The 23,597-nt window shown below is 71.4% G+C and carries 18 protein-coding genes; 13 read left to right on the top strand and 5 right to left on the bottom strand.

Annotation, left to right across the window (positions count from 1 at the left end; translation table 11 throughout):
• The first annotated feature begins 39 nt into the window (after window positions 1-39).
• The 9 genes from GA0070564_RS16930 (at window position 40) to GA0070564_RS16890 (ending at window position 12,707) form a co-directional block, all read left to right on the top strand.
• Window positions 40-1,035, top strand: a complete 996-nt coding sequence (locus GA0070564_RS16930; RefSeq protein ID WP_091609589.1) for an ABC transporter substrate-binding protein — start codon at window positions 40-42, stop codon at window positions 1,033-1,035.
• A gap of 157 nt (window positions 1,036-1,192) precedes the next feature.
• A complete protein-coding gene (locus tag GA0070564_RS16925; protein ID WP_091609588.1) occupies window positions 1,193-2,731 on the top strand; it encodes a sugar ABC transporter ATP-binding protein in 1,539 nt (512 codons plus the stop codon).
• Window positions 2,728-3,798 (top strand): ABC transporter permease, encoded by a 1,071-nt coding sequence (locus GA0070564_RS16920; RefSeq protein WP_091609587.1) that lies wholly within the window; start codon window positions 2,728-2,730, stop codon window positions 3,796-3,798. The genes GA0070564_RS16925 and GA0070564_RS16920 overlap by 4 nt, the downstream gene beginning before the upstream one ends.
• The gene (yjfF, locus tag GA0070564_RS16915; RefSeq protein ID WP_091609586.1) at window positions 3,795-4,784 is read left to right on the top strand and encodes a galactofuranose ABC transporter, permease protein YjfF; all 990 of its coding nucleotides are present in this window, start codon (window positions 3,795-3,797) and stop codon (window positions 4,782-4,784) included. Before GA0070564_RS16920 ends, yjfF begins: the two co-directional genes overlap by 4 nt.
• A 26-nt stretch (window positions 4,785-4,810) precedes the next feature.
• The gene (araA, locus tag GA0070564_RS16910; protein WP_091609700.1) at window positions 4,811-6,313 is read left to right on the top strand and encodes an L-arabinose isomerase; all 1,503 of its coding nucleotides are present in this window, start codon (window positions 4,811-4,813) and stop codon (window positions 6,311-6,313) included.
• Window positions 6,314-6,569: 256 nt separating this feature from the next.
• Window positions 6,570-8,642 (top strand): family 43 glycosylhydrolase, encoded by a 2,073-nt coding sequence (locus GA0070564_RS16905; RefSeq protein ID WP_091609585.1) that lies wholly within the window; start codon window positions 6,570-6,572, stop codon window positions 8,640-8,642.
• A 146-nt stretch (window positions 8,643-8,788) separates the two neighbouring features.
• A complete protein-coding gene (locus tag GA0070564_RS16900; RefSeq protein WP_091609584.1) occupies window positions 8,789-10,429 on the top strand; it encodes a glycoside hydrolase family 27 protein in 1,641 nt (546 codons plus the stop codon).
• 31 nt (window positions 10,430-10,460) lie between these two features.
• Window positions 10,461-11,792, top strand: coding sequence for an extracellular catalytic domain type 1 short-chain-length polyhydroxyalkanoate depolymerase (locus GA0070564_RS16895; protein ID WP_091609583.1), 1,332 nt, complete (start codon window positions 10,461-10,463; stop codon window positions 11,790-11,792).
• Window positions 11,793-12,233: 441 nt separating this feature from the next.
• Window positions 12,234-12,707: a hypothetical protein gene (locus tag GA0070564_RS16890; protein WP_091609582.1), complete on the top strand. Its 474-nt coding sequence runs from the start codon at window positions 12,234-12,236 to the stop codon at window positions 12,705-12,707.
• A 20-nt stretch (window positions 12,708-12,727) separates the two neighbouring features.
• Here the strand turns inward: GA0070564_RS16890 and GA0070564_RS16885 are convergent, their stop codons facing one another.
• The 4 genes from GA0070564_RS16885 to GA0070564_RS16870 all read right to left on the bottom strand — a co-directional run bounded on the left by GA0070564_RS16885 (window position 12,728) and on the right by GA0070564_RS16870 (window position 14,885).
• Window positions 12,728-13,114 carry a DUF302 domain-containing protein gene (locus tag GA0070564_RS16885; RefSeq protein ID WP_141714790.1) on the bottom strand — a complete coding sequence of 129 codons (387 nt, stop codon included), beginning with the start codon at window positions 13,112-13,114 and terminating at the stop codon, window positions 12,728-12,730.
• A 266-nt stretch (window positions 13,115-13,380) separates the two neighbouring features.
• Complete coding sequence (locus GA0070564_RS16880; RefSeq protein WP_091609580.1) at window positions 13,381-13,668, bottom strand: transcriptional regulator; 288 nt, start codon at window positions 13,666-13,668, stop codon at window positions 13,381-13,383.
• The gene (locus tag GA0070564_RS16875; RefSeq protein ID WP_091609579.1) at window positions 13,665-14,129 is read right to left on the bottom strand and encodes a hypothetical protein; all 465 of its coding nucleotides are present in this window, start codon (window positions 14,127-14,129) and stop codon (window positions 13,665-13,667) included. Before GA0070564_RS16875 ends, GA0070564_RS16880 begins: the two co-directional genes overlap by 4 nt.
• A 393-nt stretch (window positions 14,130-14,522) precedes the next feature.
• A complete protein-coding gene (locus tag GA0070564_RS16870; RefSeq protein ID WP_091609578.1) occupies window positions 14,523-14,885 on the bottom strand; it encodes an ArsR/SmtB family transcription factor in 363 nt (120 codons plus the stop codon).
• Window positions 14,886-15,016: 131 nt separating this feature from the next.
• Between GA0070564_RS16870 and GA0070564_RS16865 the strand changes: the two genes are divergently transcribed.
• Entirely contained in the window at window positions 15,017-16,066 is a 1,050-nt protein-coding gene (locus GA0070564_RS16865; RefSeq protein ID WP_091609577.1) for an ArsO family NAD(P)H-dependent flavin-containing monooxygenase, read from the top strand.
• A gap of 162 nt (window positions 16,067-16,228) precedes the next feature.
• Here the strand turns inward: GA0070564_RS16865 and GA0070564_RS16860 are convergent, their stop codons facing one another.
• Entirely contained in the window at window positions 16,229-16,570 is a 342-nt protein-coding gene (locus tag GA0070564_RS16860; RefSeq protein ID WP_091609576.1) for a hypothetical protein, read from the bottom strand.
• A 209-nt stretch (window positions 16,571-16,779) separates the two neighbouring features.
• Between GA0070564_RS16860 and GA0070564_RS16855 the strand changes: the two genes are divergently transcribed.
• The 3 genes from GA0070564_RS16855 (at window position 16,780) to GA0070564_RS16845 (ending at window position 23,446) form a co-directional block, all read left to right on the top strand.
• Entirely contained in the window at window positions 16,780-17,763 is a 984-nt protein-coding gene (locus GA0070564_RS16855; protein WP_091609575.1) for an aldo/keto reductase, read from the top strand.
• A 318-nt stretch (window positions 17,764-18,081) separates the two neighbouring features.
• Window positions 18,082-20,037: an elongation factor G gene (locus tag GA0070564_RS16850; protein ID WP_091609574.1), complete on the top strand. Its 1,956-nt coding sequence runs from the start codon at window positions 18,082-18,084 to the stop codon at window positions 20,035-20,037.
• A gap of 223 nt (window positions 20,038-20,260) precedes the next feature.
• Window positions 20,261-23,446, top strand: a complete 3,186-nt coding sequence (locus GA0070564_RS16845) for a penicillin acylase family protein (protein ID WP_091609573.1) — start codon at window positions 20,261-20,263, stop codon at window positions 23,444-23,446.
• Window positions 23,447-23,597 lie beyond the last annotated feature (151 nt).

Genomic DNA, 23,597 nt, shown 5'->3' with positions numbered 1-23,597 from the left:
GCGCGATCCCTTACCCCGAGGAGACATGCGGTGAAGAGAATGAGAGATCACCTGCCGTCCCGCAGGATCATCGCGGTGCTCGCCGCGGCGCTGCTGGCCACCGGCACGGCGGCCTGCGGCAACAGCGACACGGGCGACGGCGGCGGCAAGGACGACGGGAAGATCACCCTGGGCTTCTCCCAGGTGGGCGCGGAGAGTGGCTGGCGGACGGCGAACACGACCTCCATCAAGGAGTCCGCTGCGGCCGCCGGGGTCGACCTGAAGTTCGACGACGCCCAGCAGAAGCAGGAGAACCAGATCAAGGCCATCCGCAACTTCATCCAGCAGAAGGTCGACGTGATCGCCTTCTCGCCGGTGGTGGAGTCCGGGTGGGACACCGTGCTCAAGGAGGCCAAGGACGCCAAGATCCCGGTCATCCTCACCGACCGGTCGGTCGACTCGGCCGACAAGTCCCTCTACAAGACCTTCCTCGGCTCGGACTTCGTCAAGGAGGGGCGGCTGGCCGGCGAGTGGCTGGTGGAGCAGAAGAAGGGCGCGACCGGCCCGGTCAACATCGTCGAGCTCCAGGGCACCACGGGCTCGGCGCCGGCGAACGACCGGAAGAAGGGCTTCGCCGAGGCCATCGCCGCCAACCCGAACCTGAAGATCATCGCCTCGCAGTCCGGTGACTTCACCCGGGCCGGCGGCAAGCAGGTGATGGAGCAGTTCCTGAAGGCCAACCCGAAGATCGACGTGCTCTTCGCCCACAACGACGACATGGGTCTGGGCGCGCTGGAGGCGATCACCGCGGCCGGCAAGGTGCCCGGCAAGGACATCACGATCATCACGGTCGACGCGGTCAAGGACGGCATGCAGGCCCTCGCCGACGGCAGGTTCAACTTCATCGCCGAGTGCAGCCCGCTGCTCGGTCCGCAGCTGATGGACCTGGCCAAGAAGGTGCACAACGGTGAGGAGGTCCCGGCCCGGATCGAGACCCAGGAGACCACCTTCACCCAGGAGCAGGCCAAGGCGGCCCTGCCCGAGCGCAAGTACTGACGCCGGCTACGGGGGCGACGTACCCCGGGTGCCGAGGCGGCGGTCGGGCCTGAGGGGCCCGACCGCCGCGCAGGCCCGACCGGCCTGCCGAGTCGATCGACCGGGCGGGCCGCGTACGCCGCGCCCTGCCCACGAACCTCACCGAAAGGCCGGTGGCATGACGGGAAGTCAGCCAGTCCTGACAATGACGGGGATCAGCAGGTCCTTCCCCGGGGTGCGCGCGCTCGACACCGTCGACCTCCGCCTCTTCGCCGGTGAGGTGCACGCGCTGATGGGGGAGAACGGCGCCGGCAAGTCGACCCTGATCAAGGTCCTGACCGGCGTGTACGGCGTCGACTCCGGCACCGTCACGCTCGACGGGGCGCAGGTGTCGTTCACCGGGCCGATGCAGGCCACCTCCGCCGGGGTGAGCACCGTCTACCAGGAGGTCAACCTCTGCACCAACCTCTCGGTGGCGGAGAACATCTTCATCGGCCGGGAACCGCGCCGCCTCGGCGCGGTCCGGTGGGGCGAGATGCGCCGCCGCGCCCGCGCCCTGCTCGCCCGCCTCGACCTGGACATCGACGTCAACGCGCAGCTGGGCAGCTTCTCGTTGGCGGTGCAGCAGCTGGTGGCCATCGCCCGGGCCATCGACATCGAGGCCCGGGTGCTGGTCCTCGACGAGCCCACCTCCAGCCTGGACGCCGGTGAGGTGGCGCAGCTGTTCCGGGTGATGCGGCAGCTGCGCGACGAGGGGATCGCGATCCTGTTCGTCACCCACTTCCTCGACCAGGTCTACGCGGTGGCCGACCGGATCACCGTGCTGCGAAACGGCCGGCTCGTCGGCGAGTACGCCACCCGCGAACTGCCCCAGCTCAGCCTGGTCGAGAAGATGATCGGCAAGGAGCTGCGGGTGCTGGAGCGCCTGGACGGGCAGCCGCGCGCCGAGGTCGCCGCCACGGCCGGCGTGCCCCTGCTCGACGCCCGGGAACTGGGTCGCCGCTCGGCGGTGGCGCCGTTCAGCCTCACCATCCACGAGGGCGAGGTGGTCGGGCTGGCCGGCCTGCTCGGGTCGGGCCGTACCGAGGTGGCGCGGCTGCTGTTCGGCGCGGACCGGGCCGACCACGGCGAGCTGCGGGTACGGGGCACCCCGACGGCCCTGCGCAGCCCGGTCACCGCCATCGACCGGGGCGTCGGCTTCTGCTCGGAGAACCGGCGGGCCGAGGGCATCGTGCCGGAGCTGTCCGTACGCGAGAACATGATCCTCGCCCTCCAGGCGGCCCGGGGCTGGCTGCGTCCGATTCCCCGCCGCAGGCAGGACGAGCTGGTCGAGCGGTACGTGCAGGCGCTGAGCATCCGTCCCGCCGACCCGGACGTCCCGGTGGCGAACCTGTCCGGCGGCAACCAGCAGAAGGTGCTGCTGGCCCGCTGGCTGATCACCGAGCCGCGGCTGCTGATCCTCGACGAACCGACCCGGGGCATCGACATCGGGGCGAAGACCGAGATCCAGCGGCTGGTGGCGCAGCTCTCCGACGGGGGCATGGCCGTGCTGTTCATCTCCGCCGAACTGGAGGAGGTGCTGCGCCTCAGTCACAAGATCGCGGTCCTGCGGGACCGCGAGATGGTCGCCCAGCTGACCAACGACTCGAGTGTCGACGCCGACCGGATCATGCGGGTCATCGCCGCCGGCGCCACCTTCGAGGGAGTGCCGTCGTGAACTCCGACCGCAGCGGTGCGCGGGCGCTGACCGGCCACCGGCTCTTCTGGCCGGTCGTCGTCCTCGTCGTCCTGCTGGCCGCCAACACGATCTACCGGCCCGGTTTCCTCTCCGTGCAACTGCGCGACGGTCACCTGTACGGCAGCGTCGTCGACATCGTCCGGCTCAGCGCGCCGCTGATCCTCGTCGCGCTCGGCATGACCCTGGTGATCGCCACCGGCGGCATCGACCTGTCGGTCGGCTCGATCTGCGCGATCAGCGGCGCCATCGCCTGCCTGTACATCAGCCGCCAACCCGACCAGAACAGCCTCGGCGGGGTGCTGACCGCGCTGGCCCTGGCGCTGGGCGTGGCCCTGGTGCTCGGCGCCTGGAACGGCGTGCTGGTCGCCGTCATCGGCATCCAGCCGATCATCGCGACGCTGATCCTCATGGTCGCCGGCCGGGGTCTCGCCCAGCTGGTCACGGAGGGGCAGATCCTCACCATCAACTCCGAGCCGTACAAGGCGATCGGCGTCGGCCACCTGCTCACCCTGCCGCTGGCCATCGTCATCGCCCTCGCCGTGGCGCTGCTGATCGCCGCGGTGACCCGCCGTACCGCGCTGGGTCTGATCGTCGAGTCGGTCGGCGGCAACGCCCGGGCCAGCCGGCTGGCGGGCATCCGGTCCGCGCGGATCACCTTCCTGGTCTACGTCATCAGCGCCGCCTGCGCGGCCGTCGCCGGCTTCATGATGACCGCCAACGTGTCCAGCGCCGACGGCAACGCCGCCGGGCTCTGGGTGGAGCTCGACGCGATCCTCGCGGTGGTCATCGGCGGCACCTCGCTCGCCGGTGGCCGCTTCTCCCTGGGCGGCACGATCCTCGGCGCGCTGCTCATCCAGACCCTCACCACCACGGTGTACGCCATGAACATCTCGCCGCAGACGTCCCTGCTGTTCAAGGCGGTCGTGGTCATCGCGGTCTGCCTCGTCCAGGCCCCCGGTTTCCGGGCCCGGTTCGTCCGGCGCCGCGCCCCGGCCGTCGCCGCCGTCACCGCCGGAGAACAGCCGAAGGAGCAGGTGCCCGCATGACCACGTTGTCCCTCACCGCCGCCCGTACCTGGTCGCGCCTGCCCCGGCGGCACGTCCCGGTCCTGGCCACCGGCGTCCTGCTGCTGGTCCTCTACGGCGTCGGCGTGTCGCAGTACCGGGCGTTCTCCAACGTCCAGGTGATCTTCAACGTCTTCATCGACAACGGCTTCCTGCTCGTCGTCGCGGTCGGCATGACCTTCGTGATCCTGACCGGCGGGATCGACCTGTCGGTCGGCTCGGTCGTCGCGATGACCGCGATGGTCTCGGCCTTCCTGCTGGGCAGGGGGGCGCCGGCGGCCCTGGTGCTGCTCGTCGCGCTGCTCATCGGGCCGACGCTCGGCTTCCTGATGGGCTGCGTGATCCACTTCTTCGACATCCAGCCGTTCATCGTGACCCTGGCCGGGATGTTCTTCGCCCGGGGCATGTGCACCTTCATCAGCGACTCGTCCATCCCGATCACCGACGGGTTCTGGACCAGGATGTCGCAGGAACGCATCGGCGACCCCAGCGGCAACTTCGTGTCGATCAGCGTGCTGATCGCCTTCGTGGTGGTCGCCGTCGCCGCCTACGTCCTGGCGTACACCCGGCTGGGCCGCAACGTGTACGCCATCGGCGGCAACGCCCAGTCGGCTCTGCTGATGGGGCTCCCGGTGGGGCGTACCCGGATCGCCGTCTACACCATCAGCGGGTTCTGCGCGGCGATCGGCGGCATCCTGCTCTCCTTCTACACCCTCTCCGGCGCGCCGCTGATCGCCGTCGGGATGGAACTCGACGTGATCGCGGCCGTGGTGATCGGCGGGACGGTGCTCACCGGCGGCTCCGGCTACGTCTTCGGCACCGTGCTCGGGGTGCTGGTCCTCGGGGTGATCCAGACCCTGATCACCTTCGACGGCAGCCTCAACTCCTGGTGGACCCGGATCGTGATCGGCGGCCTGCTCTTCGCGTTCATCCTGCTCCAACGTCTGATCGGAATCCGCTACAAGTGACCGACCATCTCGCGGAAGGCAACCCCATGGCATCGCACCCTGAGCCCGAGATCTGGTTCCTCACCGGCAGTCAGGCCCTGTACGGCGAGGAGACCTTGCGCCAGGTGGCCGACCAGTCCCGGCAGATCGCCGCGGTGCTCGGCGACTCGCCGCAGATTCCCGCCCGGATCGTGTGGAAACCGGTGCTCACCACGAGCGGGGACATCCTGCGGGTCTGCCGGGACGCCGCCGCGCAGGGGGCGGTCGGGGTGATCGCGTGGATGCACACCTTCTCGCCGGCGAAGATGTGGATCTCCGGCCTGGACGCGCTGCGGACGCCCCTGCTGCACCTGCACACCCAGGCCAACGTCGTGCTCCCGTGGGACGACATCGACATGGACTTCATGAACCTCAACCAGGCCGCCCACGGCGACCGGGAGTTCGGGTTCGTCCAGACCCGCCTCGGGGTGGCACGCAAGACCGTCGCCGGGCACGTCACCGACCTCCGGGTGGTCGCCCGCGTCGCGGCCTGGGCCCGGGCCGCGCTGGGCTGGTCGGCGATGCGGTCGCTGCGGCTGGCCCGCTTCGGCGACAACATGCGCGACGTGGCGGTGACCGAGGGCGACAAGGTGGAGGCGGAGCTGCGCTTCGGTGTCTCGGTGAACACCTACGGCGTCAACGACCTGGTCCGGGTGGTCGACGAGGTCGGCGACGCGCAGGTGGACGACCTGGTCAAGGAGTACGACGACAGCTACCGCGTGGCGCCCGGACTGCGCCCCGGAGGGGAGCGGCACGAGTCGTTGCGCTACGCCGCCCGGCTGGAACTGGGCGTGCGTACCTTCCTCGAGGCGGGTGGGTTCCGGGCCTTCACCACCAACTTCGAGGACCTGGGCGGGCTGCGCCAACTGCCCGGCATCGCCGTGCAGCGGCTGATGGCCGACGGCTACGGCTTCGGCGGCGAGGGCGACTGGAAGACCTCCGTGCTGGTCCACACCCTCAAGGCGATGGCGGTCGGGGTGGACGGTGGCACGTCTTTCATGGAGGACTACACCTACGACCTCACCCCGGGCCGGGAGCTGGTGCTCGGCGCGCACATGCTGGAGGTCTGCCCGAGCATCGCCGCGGACGTGCCGTCGGCGGAGATCCACCCGCTGGGCATCGGTGGCCGGGAGGACCCGGTCCGGCTGGTCTTCGACGCCGAGCCCGGTCCCGCGGTGGTGCTCGGCCTGGCCGACATGGGGGAGCGGTTCCGGTTGGTGGCCAACGAGATCGACGTGGTGCCACCGCCGCATCCGCTGCGCCGGCTGCCGGTGGCCCGGGCCGTCTGGCGTCCCCGCCCGCACCTGGCCGGCTCCGCCGAGGCGTGGATCACCGCCGGCGCCCCGCACCACACCGTGCTGTCCCGGGCGGTGGGGGTGGAGGAGCTGCACGACCTGGCCGAGATGAGCCGGACCGAGCTGGTCGTCATCGACGCCGACACCGATCCGCGCCGGTTCGCCGACGAGCTCCGCTGGAACCAGGCCTACTACCGCCTGGCGAAGGGGTTCTGAGCGACCGGCGACCATGTTCCGGCGGACGCGCCCGCCCACCCTCGGGCGCGTCCGCCGTCGCCCTGTCCGCACCCGCCGGGGGCCGTCCGCCGTCGCCGTGTCCGCACCCGGGGGCGGGTCGTCCGCCCGCGGACCGTTACGTCTTGACGTTCTTCGTGTTATCGGTCAAAGTCGATGCGTTGGCTCATGTTAGCGCTAACACCGACGCGGTGCCGTCGGCCCCGGCCGTCCACCGTCCCGTCCCCGAAGGAGGAACATGGCAGTCATCGGACAGGTCGGGCCCGGCGTGCGCGGCCGGCTGTCCCGGCTCGTCGCCGCAGCGGTGGCGCTGCTGCTCGGCGCCGGGATCGTCGCGGTGCTCCCCTCGGCGGCGCAGGCGGCGACGCCGGACACCACCGCCTGGTACGTGCTGGTCAACCGCAACAGCGGCAAGGCGTTGGACGTCTACAACCAGGCCACCACCGACGGGGCACGGGTCACCCAGTGGACCCGCGGCGACGGCGCCAACCAGCAGTGGCAGTTCGTCGACTCCGGCGGCGGCTGGTACCGGCTGCGGTCCCGCAACTCCGGCAAGGTGCTCGACGTCTCCGGCGCCTCGGCGTCCGACGGCGCCGGGCTGATCCAGTGGTCCGACGCCAACGCGACCAACCAGCAGTTCCAGCTGTCCGACTCCAGCGGCGGCTACGTGCGGCTGATCGCCCGGCACTCCGGCAAGGCCGTGGAGGTGCAGAACGCCTCCACCGCCGACGGCGCCAACGTGGTGCAGTACGCCGACTGGGGCGGCAACAACCAGCAGTGGCAGCTCGTCCGCCTCGGCGACACCGGCACCCCGGGCGGCTCCACCTACACCAACCCGGTGCTCTGGCAGGACTTCGCCGACGTGGACATCATCCGGGTCGGGGACACCTACTACCTCTCCTCGTCGACCATGCACTACTCACCGGGCGCGCCCGTGCTGCGCTCGTACGACCTGGTCAACTGGGAGTTCGCCGGGCACTCGGTGCCCCGCCTGGACTTCGGCGCCAAGTACGACCTCAGCGGCGCCGGGCGGGCCTACGTCAACGGCATCTGGGCCTCGGCGCTCAACCACCGCGCCAGCAACGGCACGTTCTACTGGATCGGCTGCATCGATTTCAACAAGTCGTACGTCTACACGTCCACCTCGGTCAGCGGCACCTGGCAGAAACGCTCCGAGATCAACAACTGCTACTACGACGCGGGTCTGCTGGTCGACGACAACGACACCATGTACGTCGCGTACGGCAACAGCACCATCAGCGTGGCGCAGCTGTCGGCGGACGGGCTCACCCAGGTGCGCGCCCAGCAGGTGTTCACCACGCCGTCGAGCATCGGAACGCTGGAGGGTTCGCGGTTCTACAAGCGCAACGGCTACTACTACATCTTCGTCACCAAGCCCGCCAACGGTCAGTACATCCTCCGCTCGACCAGCCCCTGGGGCCCGTACGAGTCGCGGCAGGTGCTGCTCAACATGGCCGGCCCGATCGCCGGCGGGGGAGTGCCGCACCAGGGCGGCCTGGTCCAGACCCAGAACGGCCAGTGGTACTACATGGCGTTCGTCGACGCGTACCCCGGTGGCCGGGTGCCGGCGCTGGCGCCGATCACCTGGACCGCCGACGGTTGGCCGCAGATCCAGACCGTCAACGGCGCCTGGGGCAGCAGCTACCCGTCGCCGCTGCCGCCCCGACCGGTCGCGCCGATGACCGGCACGGACACCTTCACCGGCACCACGCTCGGCCCGCAGTGGGAGTGGAACCACAACCCGGACAACACCAGGTGGTCCACCGGCGGTGGGCTGCGGCTCCAGACCGCCACCGTCACCGGTGACCTCTACAGCGCCCGCAACACGGTGACCCGACGCATCCAGGGCCCCACCTCCACCGCCACCGTCGAGCTGGACTACTCGACCATGCGCGACGGCGACCGCACCGGCCTGGCCATGCTGCGCGACTCGTCGGCCTGGATCGGCGTACGCCGGGACAACGGCGCCACCCGGGTGGTGATGACCAACGGCCTGACCATGGACAGCGGCTGGCGCACCACCGGCACCGGCACCGAGATCGCCGGCGCGCCGGTCAGCGGCGGCCGGATCTGGCTGCGGGCCAGGGCCGACATCCGACCCGGCAGCGGGCGGCAGGCGTCCTTCTCCTACAGCACCGACGGGGTCACCTTCGTGCCCCTGGGCAACGCGCTGACGTTGAACAACGCCTGGCAGTTCTTCATGGGCTACCGCTTCGCGATCTTCAACTACGCCACCCAGGCCCTCGGCGGGGCGGTCACCGCCCGCCGGTTCGACCTGACCACCCCCTGACCGTCCCTGGGCCGGGTGTGCCACGTACACCCGGCCCCGGGCCGCTCCGGCACCTCCACCACCTGCCGTCCCGTCGACGACCACCGTGGCCCGTCGGCGGACGCCCGTCCGCCGCGGCGTGCTCCCGTCGCGGGAAGGAGAAACCCATGAGACGTCCCACCGTGCGCTGGGCCGCCGCCCTCGCCGCCGCGCTGCTGCTGACCGGCGCGGCGACCGGGCTGCGCCCCACGGCCTCGCTCGCCCTCGACAACGGGGTGGCCCGCACCCCACCGATGGGCTGGAACAGCTGGAACTCGTTCGGCTGCAACATCAACGAGTCGCTCATCCGGCAGTCGGCCGACGCCATCGTCACCAGCGGCATGCGCGACGCCGGCTACCAGTACGTGGTCGTCGACGACTGCTGGTTCAACCCCAACCGCGACTCGGCCGGCAACCTCCAGGGCGACCCGGGCCGCTTCCCCAGCGGCATGAAGGCCCTCGGCGACTACCTGCACAGCTTGGGCCTGAAGTTCGGCCTCTACCAGGTCCCCCTTGACAAGACCTGCGCGCAGTACTTCAACTCGTACCCGGGCGCCACCGGCAGCCAGGGCCACGAGGCGCAGGACGCCCGCCAGTTCGCCGCCTGGGGGGTGGACTTCCTCAAGTACGACTGGTGCTCGCCCAGCGGCACCATCGACCAGCAGGTGGCCACCTTCGCCAAGATGCGCGACGCCCTCGCCGCCACCGGCCGGCCGATCGTCTACAGCATCAACCCCAACAGCATCCACGCCAAGACCGGCCCGCAGCGCGACTGGGGCGACGTGGCCAACATGTGGCGGACCACCGAGGACATCACCAACGCGTGGGACACCGGCCAGACCAACGGCTACCCGATGGGCATCCAGAACATCATCAACGTCACCGTGCCGCTGGCCGGCTACGCCCGCCCCGGCGGGTTCAACGACCCCGACATGATGGAGGTCGGCCGGGGCGGCCTGACCGACACCGAGACGCGCAGCCACTTCGCGATGTGGGCGGTGCTCGCCTCGCCGTTGATCGCCGGCAACGACGTACGCTCGATGACCGCGACCACCCAGGGCATCCTGACCAACCGCACCCTCGTCGCGATCAACCAGGACCCGCTCGGCCTGCAGGCCAGCCAGGTCTCCTTCGACGGCACCCGGCGGGTGCTGGCCAAGCGGCTGGCCAACGGTGACGTCGCCGTGGCCCTGTTCAACCAGGGCGGCACCACCACCACGATCTCCACCACCGCCGCCGCGGTCGGCAAGAGCGGAACCAGCTTCACCCTGCTCGACGCGTGGACCAACGCCACCAGCACCACCGGCGGCGCCATCTCCGCCAGCGTTCCCGGCCACGGCACCGTCGTCTACCGGGTCAGCGGCGGCGGCACCACCACCCCGCCCCCGACCACCACCGGCACGCTGGTCAGCGCCGCCTCCGGCCGCTGCCTGGACGACCCGCAGAGCAACACCGCCAACGGCACCCAGCCGGTGATCTGGGACTGCAACGGCGGCGCCAACCAACGGTGGACGGCCACCGGGGACACCCTCCAGGTCCCCGGCAGGTGCCTCGACGCGCCGACCAACGCCACCGCCGGCACCAGGGCGCAGCTCTGGGACTGCACCGGCGGCGCCAACCAGCGCTGGAGCCGCAACGCCGACGGCACCATCCGGTCCGCGCAGGTCGGCCTCTGCCTCGACGTCAACGGCGCCGCCACCGGCAACGGCACCACCGTCATCCTCTGGACCTGCACCGCCGCCGCGAACCAGCGCTGGACCCTGCGATGACGGTCCCACCACCGCCGAGAGCGAGCAACCGATGAGAAGGATCCTCCGCGCGGCACTCGCCGCCGCCCTGCTGCCGCTCGTCGCCGCCGTGGCGCTGCTGACCGCCGGCCCGGCCAGCGCCGCGACCCTCACCCAGGTCACCACCTTCGGCCCCAACCCCACAAACCTCAACATGTACGTCTACGCCCCGGCCACCCTCGCGCCGAGGCCGGCCCTGCTGCTCCTGGTGCACTACTGCGGCGGGTCGGCGAGCGGGATCTTCGGCGGCAACGGTCGCGACTACGTGACCGCCGCCGACCGGTACGGCTATCTCATGGTCCTGCCCGAGGCGACCCGCAGCGGCCACTGCTTCGACGTCTCCTCGCCGGCCGCCCTGCGCCGCGACGGCGGCAGCGACTCCACCGGCATCATGGCGATGGTCGGCTGGGCCCGGCAGAGGTACAACGTCGACCCGGCCCGGATCGTGGTGAGCGGCTTCTCCTCCGGCGCGATGATGACCAACGTGCTGGCCGCCGAGTATCCCGACGTGTTCGCCGCCGCGTCGGCCTTCTCCGGGGTGCCGGCCGGCTGCTTCGCCACCTCCGACGGCTCCCTCTGGAACGGCCAGTGCTCCGGCGGGAACGTCATCCGCACCGCCCAGCAGTGGGGCGACACCGCCCGCGCCATGTACCCGGGCTGGACGGGCGGCTATCCCCGGATGCAGCTGTGGCACGGCACCACCGACACCACCCTCGCGTACCCGAACTTCGGCGAGGAGATCAAGCAGTGGACCAACCTGCACGGCCTGGGCCAGACGGCGGCGTACACCGACCATCCGCAGTCGAGCTGGACCCGGACCCGCTACGGCGCCACCGGCACGCGGGCCACCGTCGAGGGGGTCGGCATCTCGGGCACCGGCCACACCCTGCCGCAGGCCGGCATGCTCGCGTACGCGATCTCCTTCCTCGGTCTCGATGTCGCTCCCACCAGCCCCTCGCCCACGGTGAGTCCTTCACCCACGGTGAGCCCGTCGCCCACCGTTGGCCCGTCGCCGAGCGGCGGGACGGGCGGCTGTCGGGTGACCGCGACCGTGAGCGCCTGGGACACCGGACTGACCGAGAGCATCACCGTCACCAACACCGGTGGCACCGCGATCTCCGGCTGGGCCCTGACATTCGTCCTGCCGGCCGGCCAGCGGATCACCAACGGCTGGAACGCCACCTACAGCCCGAGCAGCGGCCCGGTCACCGCCCGCGACGTCGGCTACAACGCCGTCGTCCCGCCCGGCGGCACCCAGACCATCGGCTTCCAGGCCACCCAGACCGGTGACAGCGCCCCGGCGTCGGGGTTCACGCTCAACGGCACCGCCTGCTCGCGGGGGTAGCCGTCCCGTCCACCCATCACGGCGGCCCGCCCGGTGGCAGTGGCGCGACCGGGCGGGCCGCCGTGAACCGGGAGTGCTCTTACCGGGTGGCGGAGAGCAGCAGCCACTCGTCACAGCCCTGAGACCTGGGACGGGTACCGACTCGACATTTTCAGATATCGACCTGCCCTCAGGCCGCATTTGTGAAGGGGGGTCTGGGTGAGGGTGAGTACTTGAGCTTGACTCGGTGAGGACCTCGCGGTTGACCACGCGTCCCAGCCTCGCGCGGTGCCCTGGGCGTGTTCGGCGAGGGATTCGACGCCGAGGGCGAGGCAGATGCCCCTGACGCGCATGCCGGTGGGTGCAGTCGGGAGAAATGACGCCGCGCAGAACGGGTACGCCACGCACCGCGCCGGAGGCCGGCGAGGCGCGGACGACAACGAACAGAGCCGAGGTGGTCGCGTGGCAAGGACCTGGATTGCCAGCCTGACGAACGGGATCGTGGCTGGCGCCACCGCTACGCTCGCCCGCGAACTGATCAGTAATCTCGACGTGGGCATCCGGGCTCGTCCGACGAGTGACACCCACGAACGCGCCGTGCAGCGGATGGCGGACGTGACCCACGTGAATCTGGGGCCGGCAGAGCGGGCGGCGCACCGGCGTGCCGGGATTGGCTCTGTGTTCGGATTCGTCAACGGGGTGTTGGCCGTGTCGCTCTTCGCGGCGTTCAGGGGGCGGCGGCGGCCACCGCTACCGGTGGCCGCAGGGGTGATCGGGATCGGTGGCATGCTGGTGGCCGACGGGTCGATGACCGCGCTCGGGGTGACGGACCCTCGCCGCTGGGGCGCCGAGGGCTGGTTCGAGGACGCCCTACCGTATGTCGCGTACGGCCTGGTCGCTGCCGCGACGCTGAACCGGCTGGATGGTGCTGACTGATCCTCCGGTTCTGGCCGTGCTCAGCTGCCGTCGACGGCCGAGGCGATCTTCGCCGGGGCGTTCAGCGGTACGAGTTGATCTGCGTCCAGTCCGTACCGCTCGGCGAGGTACGCGGGATCCTGCCAGCTGACCAGCGCACCGGGCTGACCGTCGTCGCGCACCATGAGTCGCATTGGCAGGTCGATGGCGATGTCGGGATGGGCCTGCATCAGCGGAGTGCCCGCCTGCGGATTCCCAAAGATGATCACCTGTGTGTCGGGCAAGCTCAGCCCGGCCGTGTGAGCGGCCGCCGCGTGGTCGACCACCGCCACGACCGAAGCACCCACGCGTTCCGCCTCGGTCCGCAGCAGGGAGACCGTCTTTCCGACGTCGTGGGTGCTCCGTCTGGTCACCAATCCGCGGCCCATGGCCGGCCCCCCCACTCACCCGTGTCACTGAGCAAATCCATCCCATTCTGTCCGCGACCGAGGCCAGCGGAGGGAGAGTTGCCGGAAATCGCCCCAGTCAGGTCCGCCGGGCCGAGGCACTGCGGTGCGGTTTGCTCGAGGAGCCGGAGTGGGGAACGCGTGCTCGCCGTCATCGATGTCTTGAGCCCTTAGGCGACGCACCGGCTCCGCGCCGACCGGACGCCGCTCTGCAGGGCGCCGGCGGGGTGACGCGGCTCCGACCCCAGTCAGGTGTCGCCGATAAGTGTCCGCAAGGCTGCGCAGTGGGCGTCGTAGGCATGCTGCCCGGCCTTGGTGATCCGGTAGGTCGTGCTGCTCCCGCGCCCGTGACCGACCTTCGTCGACGTGGCATAACCAGCCGACTCCAGAGTGGACATCTGTTTGGACAGGTCCGACTCGCTGATCTGCAGATGCTCCTTGAGGAATCGGAACGAGACCGTAGGGGCGTTGGCCAGCACCGCCATGGCAGCCAGCCGTTTCGGGACGTGGATGATCGCATCGAGCCCGTCGATCATCGAAGCCTCGCCCGAGCCTCGGCGGCGGCGACGGCATAGCGACGCTCGTAGGCGGTCAGGCCAACCGTCACGAGGACGAAAGCCGTCACGGCCGCCGCCGGTACGCCGACGAGCCACCACACGACGCCGACGACGAGAACGAGCACCGGCAGGGAGGCCAGGTACCTGCGCCAGACGCCGGCGATCTCGTCGGGGGGCGTCCCCTTGCCCGGCCGTGGAAGCGCGCCGTGGCGGCGCTGCATCCGGTGGATGAACAGGATCTCGGCGGTGACCAGGATGACGAGCGACCCCGTGAACAGGACGGCGTTCTCCCGCCACCAGATGAAGGTGCCGATCATGGCGGCGATCCAGGCGCCGATGGACGGCGCGTACCACCACGGGGTGGGTGGAAAGTCGAGGTAGGGGGCGGCGGCACCACGCTCGGCCACCTTGAGCTGCTCCCGCGGGTCAATACTTTCCATGCGGGAAACCTTAATCGGTAACTTTCCGCTTGGGCAAGTGGAAAGCTGGCGAGTGGCTCAGGGATTGACCGGCCCTGGCAGGTCCAGGTCGCAGGGCTCGTCGTGGTCGGCCCGGCGGGTGCAGCGCCGGGACCCGGGTCGGCTCCGGCCGGTGTCTGCACGACTGATGCCGCTGGGCCTGAGCGCTCTGCCAGACGCGCAGCGCCCCCTTGGGGCGTACGGTCTCCTCCCGCTTTGCCCTGCGGTTACCGGTTCGAAAGACTCGGGGGTCTGCCCCGAACCCCGGCCCTGCTCAGAGAGGACGCCACGGACGAGTGGCCCGGCTTCATCCGGCCCCGCGGTGGCCGTCGGAAGCTGAGGCTTACCGAAGTGGCGGACGAACCGAGACGCCGGTCAGCGGGTCTTCTTCGTCGCTCGCTTGCGCGGCGGGGTCAACAGGTCGGCGATCGCGGCGATGGCAGACGGCACCAGGCGGTAGTACGCCCAGACACCGCGCTTGTCGCGCTCGAGCAGGCCGGCCTCGGTGAGGATCCGCAGGTGGTGGCTGACGGTCGGCTGAGAGAGTCCGAGCGGCGCGGTGAGGTCGGTGACGGACGCCTCGCCCTGCGGGTCGGACTGGATCAGGCTGAGCAGCCGCAGTCGGGCGGGGTCGGCGAGCGCCTTGAGCACGCCGGCGAGTTTTGCGGCGTCGGCGCGGTCGATCGGCTCACCGGCGAGGGGCGAGATGGCGGGCGTCGCGGTCTTCACAGTTGCCACGTCCTACATCGTCGCAGCAAACACCGTCGATCCGCTGGCGAACGAGGGCAGGATCACCGTGGGTTCGGATAGCGGGTGACCGCTTCCGTCGTCTGGGCATGATGATCCTCGGGGCGAGGGAGGTGTCGTGCATGCCCAGGTCGTGCGATGTGGTGGTCGTCGGGGGCGGGCAGGCGGGTCTGGCGGCGGGCTACCACCTGCGCCGCGCCGGTCTGGACCACGTCATCCTCGACGCCCAGCCGCAGCCGGGCGGGGCGTGGCGGCACGGCTGGGCGTCGTTGCGGTTGTTCTCGCCGGCGGAGTACAGCCCGCTGCCGGGGTGGGGGATGCCGCGGCAGGAGAACGAGGAGTACCCGACCGCCGGGCACGTCGTGGACTACCTGCGGGCCTACGAGCAGCGCTACGACCTTCCGGTGCGCCGGCCGGTCCAGGTTCGGCAGGTGCGGCGGGCCGGGGAGCGCCTGGCGGTGCAGACCGACGCCGGAACCTGGTCGGCCGGGTACGTCATCTCCGCCACCGGCACGTGGGAGTGCCCGTACGTGCCCGACATTCCGGGCCGTGAGGAGTTCGCCGGGCGGCAGCTGCACACGGTGCACTACACCTCGCCGGAGGAGTTGCGGGGGCAGCGGGTCGTGGTGGTCGGCGGGGGTAACTCGGCGGCGCAGATCCTCGCGGAGGTGTCCCGGGTCGCCGAGGCCACCTGGGTCACCCTGCGCCCGGCACGGTTCATGCCCGACGACGTCGACGGCCGGGTGCTGTTCGGCGTGGCCACCCGAAAGGCCGCCGGTGGTCCCGGTGAGAGCGTCAGCGACCTGGGGGACATCGTCATGGTGCCGGGCGTCCGCGACGCGCGGGACCGCGGCGTCCTGCACTCCCGCCCGATGTTCGCCCGGATGACCGAGCGTGGCGTGCGGTGGGCCGACGGCGCCGAGCAGCCCTGCGACGCCGTGATCTGGTGTACGGGCTTCCGGCCCAACCTCGCTCACCTCGCGCCGCTGCTACCCGGTGCGCGGCAGGGCAAGGTGGCGGTCGAGGGCACCCGGTCGGTGGACGAGGGCCGCCTCTACCTGCTTGGGTACGGCGATTGGACCGGGGCGGCGTCGGCCACGCTGGTGGGTGCCGGCCGGACCGCGAAGGCGACGGTCGCCGACATCGCCTCCCACCTGCGCGGATCACCGTAGGCCCGAGGCGCGGCCGTGGTGGTCGAACCTTGGGCGGCGCCGGTCAGGCGAGGGCGGCGAGAGTGCTCGGCCCTCACATCGGCTACGGCACGCCGGATCACCCGCCGCCACCGCGCTCCTGATCGTGCGTCGACTGCCCAGCCAGGAGATCCGCGGTTGCCGCTAGCATGCTGATGTAGGGGACAGCGGCAGCGCTACGCGCCGGCCCATCCCGAACTCCTCCGCCTGGTCGTCGGTCACGATGGCGAAGGCACCAGCAGGCACCCGGTCGAGAGTTGCCACCTGAGAAGCGACCCGAAGCAGGGCGCTCTCACTGCCGCCGGTGATGAAGAAGATATAGACGTCCCCGTCTTCCTCCCCGTCGTCGTACTCGTGGACGTCGCCCTGCTCGTCCAGGTACTCCAGGAAGTCCTGCACGTCGTCGATCCAGGGGAACGGGTACGCGTCCGTCGGTCCAGCAGCCGCCGTCAGCGGCACGTGGATCTCCACAACCTTCTTCGGCATGGAGGTGATTCTCGCCGAGGCTGAGGGTCAGTGAGGCGGTGGGGCAGCGTAGGGCTGTCCAGCCAGGACCCGAACAAGTCGTCCAAGAGCCCGCAGGCGAAGCGCGTCGCTCCTGGCCCAGGCCTGTCGGAAGCGGTGACGGTCAGAAGTTCGGGTAGGTAGACAGGTGAGGCGCCCGAAATCATCGCCGAGGACACGGAGGAGACAGCATGCGTACCGCGAAGCTCGGGCAACTCGTGGTAGGTCGGATCGGTCTGGGTGCGATGGGGATGTCGCACGGCTACAGCGGGGCCGGCAGCGACGACGCCGAGTCGATCCGCACCATCCACCGGGCGGTCGAGCTCGGCGTCACCCTGATCGACACGGCGGAGATCTACGGCCCGTACGTCAACGAGGAACTGGTCGGCAAGGCGCTGAAGGGCCGTCGCGACCAGGTCGTGCTGGCGACCAAGTTCGGCCTGATCTCGCACACCGGCCGCGGTGCGGGCAGGCCCGACAGCAGCCCGGACAGCATCCGCACCGCGGTCGACGGTTCGCTGAAGCGGCTCGGCACCGACCACATCGACCTGTACTACCAGCACCGCGTCGACCCGGACACGCCGATCGAGGAGACCATGGGTGCCCTCGCCCGGCTCGTCGAGGCCGGCAAGATCCGGTACGTCGGTCTGTCCGAGGCCTGGGTCGACACCATCCGCCGCGCCCACGCGGTGCATCCGGTGACCGCGTTGCAGTCGGAGTACTCGCTGTGGACCCGTGACCAGGAGGAGATCCTGCCGCTGCTGCGCGAGCTGGGCATCGGTCTGGTCGCGTACTCGCCGCTGGGCCGGGGTTTCCTCACCGGTGCCCTGCGTACCCAGGCCGACGTGGAGAAGCTGGACGACAGCGACTTCCGCAAGACCAGTCCGCGTTTCACCGGCGAGAACCTGCAGCGCAACCTGCGTCTCGCCGAGCAGGTCCAGGCGGCCGCCGCCCAGGTGGGCGCCACCCCGGCCCAGGTGGCGCTGGCCTGGCTGCTCGCCCACGGCGACGACATCGTGCCGATCCCCGGCACCAAAAGGGTCAGCCGGGTGGAGGAGAACGTGGCCGCGGACGCCGTCACGCTCACCCCCGAGCAGGTCGCGGCCCTGACCGCGCTGCCCGTGGCCGAGGGCGGCCACCACACCGACGAGCAGATGCAGATGATCGAACGCTGAACCCGGTGGGCCGGTCCCGCTACGGGGTCGGCCCACCAGGGCTCGGCAGGACACCGGGACCGAGCTGTGGGACTGCCGTTACGTCGCCGGCAGCTCCTGGCTTTCGGGGCCCCGCTGGCCTGCGCCGCCGGGCGCGAAACGCCCGCCGGGCGGTGCGGAGCGAGTCAAAATCGGTGGCCGTGGCCGCGGGCGACGTGCCACCGTGGGTACGGCCCGACAGCCGTGACACCGCCAGCGGGCGGTAACCGCGACGAGGAGTGACGATGCGAGCAGATTCCACGCCCCGGACCCTTGACCGTCCCACCGTGGAGATCTGCCTTGGCCTTGTTGAACCTCGGAATCGTCGCCCATGTTGACGCCGGAAAGACCAGCCTGACCGAACGGCTGCTCTACGAGGCCGGCGCCGTGGCCCAGTTGGGCAGCGTCGACGCCGGCACCACGCGCACCGACTCGATGGAGCTGGAACGCCGGCGGGGCATCACCATCCGGGCCGCCGTCACGTCCATCACGATCGGTGGGCTGAACGTCAACCTGGTGGACACCCCCGGGCACCCCGACTTCATCGCCGAGGTCGAGCGTTCGCTTGCGGTGCTGGACGCCGCCGTGCTCGTGGTGTCGAGCGTCGAGGGCGTCCAGCCGCAGACCGTCGCCATCTGGCGGGCGCTGCGCCGCATCGGCGTACCGACGGTGTTCTTCCTCAACAAGGTGGACCGCCGCGGCGCCGACGTCGACCGGGCGATGACCCAGCTGCGCCAGCGGCTCGGGGCCCGGGCCGTCCTGCTCAGCGCGGTCACCGGACAGGGCGGACCGGACGCCCGGGTCCGGGCGGTGGGCCTCGACACCGAGCCTGTGGTGGCGGTGGTGGCGGAGGTCGACGACGCCGTGGCGGCGCGGTGGCTGACGGATCAGCCGGTACGCGCCCGCGACGTCCGGCGGGCGGTCCGGGACGCGGTGCGCCGCGCCGACCTCGTCCCGGTGGCGTGCGGGTCGGCGATCACCGGGGCCGGGGTGGGTCAGCTGCGCCACCTCCTGGCCGACCTGCTGCCGTACGCGGAGAAGCGGGACGGTCCGCTGGCCGGCACGGTCTTCGCCGTGGACCGGGACGGCCACGGCCGGCGGGCCTGGCTGCGGGTGTGGTCCGGCAGCCTGCGCGTGCGGGACCGGGTGGCACTCGCCGGATCCCGCCCTGCGCCGGTGACCCAGATCGCCGTCGTCGAACCCGACGGGGTGCTGGTCCGGCCCTGCGTGTCCGCCGGGCAGATCGCCGCGGTACGCGGGCTGTCGGCCCGGATCGGGCAGCACATCGGGGATCCGCCGCGGCGGCACGGCTACCGGTTCCCGCCACCGACCCGGCAGGCGATCGTCGAGCCCGTCGACCCCGACCAGCGGTTGGCGATGTTCGCCGGCCTGGCCGAGCTGGCCGACGAGGACCCGCTGGTGGACCTGCGCCTCGACGAGCAGCAGGCGGAGGCGGTGATCCGGCTGCACGGCGAGGTGCAGAAGGAGGTGCTGGCCGCCCTGATGGCCGACCGGTACGGCGTGCGGGTGCGCTTCTCCGGCACGCTCACGGCCTGCATCGAACGGGTGGCCGGCAGCGGAACAGCCGAGGAGCGGGTGAAGGAGCGCGGCAACCCGTACCTGGCCGGGTTGGGGTTGCGGATCGACGCCACCCCGGTCGGCAGCGGCATCGAGTTCCGCCCCGGCGTCGAACCCGGCCGACTGCCGCCGGCGTTCGTCGCCGCGACCGAGGAGGGGGCGCGGGCCGCGCTGCGCCACGGCCGGCACGGCTGGCCGGTCACCGACTGCGTGGTCACCATGACGGCGTCCCGGTACTGGCCCCGGCAGAGCAGGCCGCACCAGAAGTTCGACAAGTCGATCTCGACCGTGGCGGCGGACTTCCGCAACCTCGCCCCGGTCGTCGTCGCCGCGGCGCTGCGCCGGGCCGGCACCCGGGTGTGCCAGCCGATCGAGCGCTTCGACGTCAACCTTCCGCAGTCCACGGTGGAGGCGGTGCTGGCGCTGCTGGGCCGGCTCGGCGCGGTGGTCCACGACACGGCCGTCGCCGGTGGGTACCTCGAGGTGAGTGGCATCCTGCCGTCGGCGCGGGTCCCGCAGGTCGTCGCCGCGCTGCCCGACCTCACCGGCGGCGAGGCCGTGCTGACCACCACCTTCGACCACTACGCGCCGGTCACCGCCGAGGCGCCCCCGACGTTGCCCCGGCGCGGACCGGACCCGGGGGACCGGGAGGCGTGGTTCCGGGCCGTACCGCGGTAGCCGGCGGTCGCGGTCGGCGCGGCGGTGCCGGCCGGCGAAACGTCGGCATTGGCGGGTGGTGAACGACGGCTACCCCGGACGCCGGTCCTGCGTCGATCATTGCCAGAGATTGATATGAGTCATTCTCACCTCCGGGTGGAACGCCCGGGCGCGGAGGGCGAGACGTCGGCACCGGCAGCCGGGCGTTACCGAAGGCCCGACTCCGCGTCCCCGGAGGATCGCCATGCCCAGACCCGCTCTCCGCGCCCGGCTCGCGGCGTTCAGCGCCGCCGCCCTGACCGCGAGCGTCCTGACGGTCACCCCGCCGTCACCGGCGCTGGCCGCCACCACGTTCGCCGCCAACGACTACTGCCTCGGCCAGTGCGCCGACATCCTGCCCCCGGGGGAGAACGGCAACGCCACCCTCGCCGCCATCCTGGCCCACCAGGCGCTCGGCACCCGCCCGGCGCACTCCAGCGACCAGCTCGACGAGTACGCGAACCTGGTCTACAACTACGCCGGGCTGACCGACGAACAGATCACCCACTTCTACCACGACTCGTCGTTCGGCGTGCCCGCCGCCCAGGTGGAGAGCACCGTCTCGCCGCGCGCCGACGTCACCATCGTGCGCGACCGGGCCACCGGCGTCCCGCACGTCACCGGCACCACCCGCGCCGGCACCATGTTCGGCGCCGGCTACGCCGGGGCCCAGGACCGGCTCTGGGTGATGGACCTGCTGCGGCACGTCGGCCGCGGCAACGTCACCTCGTTCGCCGGCGGCGCCCCCGGCAACCGGGAGCTGGAGCAGAGCGTCTGGGCCAACTCGCCCTACACCGAGGCGGACCTCCAGACCCAGGTGGACGCGCTGCGCACCAAGGGCGTACGGGGCCAGCAGCTCTACACCGACGTCGTCGACTACATCGCCGGCATCAACGCCTACATCGACAAGTCGATCGCCGACGACAACTACCCCGGCGAGTACGTGCTGGCCGGCGCCGGCAAGCCGAAGCACTTCACCATGACCGACCTGATCGCCACCGCCGGCGTGATCGGCGGCCTGTTCGGCGGGGGCGGCGGCAGCGAGATGCAGTCCGCGCTGGTCCGGGTGGCCGCCCGGGCGAAGTACGGCCCGACCGAGGGCGACCGGGTGTGGACGGCCTTCCGCTCGCAGAACGACCCGGAGACCGTGCTCACCCTGCACGACGGGCAGAGCTTCCCGTACGGCGCGACGCCACCCGGCGCGACCAGCGCCGTGCTCCCCGACGCCGGCACCGTCACCACCGAACCCCTCGCCTACGACGCCACCGGTGGGGCCACCACCCGCACCGGCGCCAACCCCACCACCCAGGGGCTGCTCGGCGGCCTGGCCACCCTGCGAACGCACGGCATGTCCAACGCCGTGGTGGTCTCCGGACGGCACACCACCACCGGCAACCCGGTCGCCGTGTTCGGCCCGCAGACCGGCTACTTCGCCCCGCAACTGCTGATGCTCCAGGAGTTGCAGGGGCCGGGGATCAGCGCGCGCGGCGCCGCGTTCGCCGGGCTGAACCTCTACGTGCTGCTCGGCCGCGGCCAGGACTACGCGTGGAGCGCCACGTCGGCCTCCCAGGACCTCACCGACACGTACGCGGTGCCGCTGTGCACCACCGACGGCACCGCACCGACGCTGCGCACCAACAGCTACCTCTACCACGGGCAGTGCGTGGCCATGGAGACGCTGGAGCAGCGCAACTCCTGGTCGCCGACGCTGGCCGACCCCACCCCGGCCGGCTCCTACACGCTGCGCGCGCTGCGCACGAAGTACGGGCTCGTCGCCCACCGGGGGCTGGTGAACGGGCAGCCGACCGCGTTCACCAGGCTGCGCTCCACCTACCGGCACGAGGCCGACTCGGCGATCGGCTTCCAGGCCTACAACGATCCGTCCGCCATGGGCAGCGCGGCGGCCTTCCAGGCCTCCGCCGCGAGCGTCGGCTACGCGTTCAACTGGTTCTACGTCAACTCCACCGAGGCGGCGTACTACAACTCCGGCGCCAACCCGATCCGGTCGTCGGTGACCGACCCGAACCTGCCGGCGAAGGCCGATCCGGCGTACGAGTGGGTCGGCTGGAATCCGGACACCAACGACGCCAGCTACACCCCGCCCTCGGCCCACCCGCAGTCGGTCGACCAGGACTACTACGTCAGCTGGAACAACAAGCAGGCGCGGGACTTCGGAGCGGCCGACGGCAACTTCAGCTTCGGCTCCGTACACCGGGCCCAGCTGCTCGACGGCCCGGTGCGCGCCGCGATCGCCCAGCGCACGCTCGGCCGCGCCGACGTCGTGAAGATCATGGCCGACGCGGCGGTGACCGACCTGCGCGGCCAGCAGGTCCTCGGTGACCTGCTGCGAGTGCTGGACAGCGCCCCGGTCACCGACCCGGCGCTCGCCGACGCGATCGCCAAGCTGCGCGCCTGGCAGCAGGCCGGCACGCGACGGGTGGAGACCGCGCCCGGCTCGAAGGTCTACCAGCACGCCGACGCCATCCGGATCTTCGACGCCTGGTGGCCGCTGCTAGCCGCCGCGGAGTTCCGCCCCGGCCTCGGCCCCGACCTCTACGCCACGCTGGTCGACGCCATCGAGGTCAACGAGGCCCCGTCGGGCGGCCAGAACGGCGCGCGGGACGGCGCGGTGACCTGGACCGCGCAGGGTCAGGCGCACAAGGGCTCGTCGTTCCAGTACGGCTGGTGGGGCTACGTCGACAAGGACGTGCGCACCGTGCTCGGTGACCCGGTCGCCGGCGGCCTCGGGCGGGCGTACTGCGGCGGCGGCGACCTCGGCGCGTGCCGGACGGCGCTGCTCGGCGCGCTCGGACAGGCCGCCGCCGTGCCGGCCACCACGGTCTACCCCGGCGACAAGTCCTGCGGCGCCGGCGACCAGTGGTGCGCCGACGCGATCGCCCAGTCCGGGCTGGGCGGCATCACCCACCCGCTGATCGCCTGGCAGAACCGCCCCACCTACCAGCAGGTCGTCTCCTTCCCGGCGCGCCGGGGCGACGACGTCACCAACCTGGCCCAGGGCCGCCCGGCCAGCGCGTCCAGCACCCAGTTCCTCACCGGCTACACCCCGGACAAGGCGGTCGACGGCAGCCTCGGCAGCCGCTGGGCCAGCAGCTACAACGACAACCAGTGGCTGCGCGTCGACCTCGGCGCGGCCCGCACCGTCAGCCGAGCGGTGCTGCGCTGGGAGGCCGCGTACGCCACCGCGTACCGGATCGAGGTCTCCGGCGACGGCAGCTCCTGGACGCCGGTCTTCGCCACCACCACCGGCAACGGCGGCGTCGACAACGTCACCTTCGCCCCGGTCACCGCCCGCTACGTGCGGATGTACGGGGTCAGGCGGGCCACCTCGTACGGCTTCTCCCTCTACGAGTACGAGCTCTACGGAAGGTGACCTCCGGCGGGGCCGGCGGGGACCACCCGCCGGCCCCGCCCGGGGTGTGCCGCGCCACAGCCCGCCGGCGGAGTCACAACCGCCGGCCCCGTCCGGTCATAGCTGGCGCAGCAGGTCGGCCACCGCGCCGAGCCGCCCCGACAACGATGAC

It is taken from the genome of Micromonospora mirobrigensis (genome assembly GCF_900091555.1).
Taxonomy (GTDB): domain Bacteria; phylum Actinomycetota; class Actinomycetes; order Mycobacteriales; family Micromonosporaceae; genus Micromonospora; species Micromonospora mirobrigensis.
This window is presented reverse-complemented; position numbering and strand designations above follow the sequence as displayed.